This is a genomic window from Streptomyces sp. SID9727 (assembly GCF_010550605.1).
Classification (GTDB): Bacteria; Actinomycetota; Actinomycetes; order Streptomycetales; family Streptomycetaceae; genus Streptomyces.
Map to the genome: position 1 here is coordinate 1 of NZ_JAAGNI010000022.1, position 1,110 is coordinate 1,110.

1 protein-coding gene is annotated in these 1,110 nt (G+C 75.2%); it reads left to right on the forward strand.

The window, feature by feature from the left end; all coding sequences use genetic code 11:
* Positions 1 to 1,110: ATP-binding protein (locus G3I41_RS01435; RefSeq protein WP_164398468.1), on the forward strand; the 1,110-nt coding region annotated here is incomplete at both ends.

A 1,110-nucleotide genomic window follows, 5' to 3' on the forward strand; every position in this document is an offset into this window, starting at 1 on the left:
CGGCCGCCCTCGCGCTCGCCGCGGTCCTCGCCGCCTTCCTGGCCGCCAACCGGGCCGCCACCACGGTCTTCGGCCGCTGCCTCGCGCTGCGCCGGACCAGCGCCCAGGGCCAGGCCGAACTGCGACGCGCCGTGGAACAGCTGCGCAACGGCGAGCCCGTGCCCGTGCCCCGCGCCCCGCAGAGCCAGCCGCCCGGCGGCGACCCCTTCGAGCTGCTGGCCCAGGAGCTGGGCCGCCAGCAGGAGGCCGCCGTGGTCGCGGTCGTCGAGGCTTCCCGGCTCTCCGAGCCCAGCGGCGAGGACCAGAAGGTCGAGGTCTTCGTCAACCTCGCCCGCCGCCTCCAGTCGCTCGTGCACCGCGAGATCCAGCTGCTGGACGAGCTGGAGCACGAGGTCGAGGACCCCGACCTGCTCAAGGGCCTCTTCCACGTCGACCACCTCGCCACCCGCATCCGCCGGCACGCCGAGAACCTCGCCGTGCTCGGCGGCGCCGTCTCCCGCCGCCAGTGGAGCAACCCGGTCACCATGACCGAGGTGCTGCGCTCGGCGATCGCCGAGGTCGAGCAGTACCCCCGGGTCAAGCTGGTCCCCCCGATCGACGGCACCCTGCGCGGGCACGCCGTGGCCGACGTCATCCACCTCCTCGCCGAACTCGTGGAGAACGCCACGGTGTTCTCCGCTCCGCACACCCAGGTCCTGCTGCGCGCCCAGCGCGTCACCGCCGGGCTCGCCCTGGAGGTCGAGGACCGCGGACTCGGCATGCCGGGCGACGAGCAGAAGCGGATGAACGCCCTGCTCACCGACCCCGACCAGGTCAATGTCGCCCGCCTCCTCCAGGACGGCCGCATCGGCCTGTTCGTGGTCGCCTCGCTGGCCCGGCGGCACGGCATCGCCGTACGGCTGCAGAGCAACATCTACGGAGGCACCCAGGCCGTCCTGGTCCTCCCGCAGACCCTGCTCGGCGCCGACGAGGACGCCGACGCCGCGGCCGGGGCAGCACCCGTCCCACCCATCGGCCCCGTGCACCGTCCGCCGCCCCTGGAGGACCGCCCGGCCCCCCGCGAGCCGGCGCCCGCCCCCGAGCCGGAGCGCCGGCCCTACGTCCCCAGCC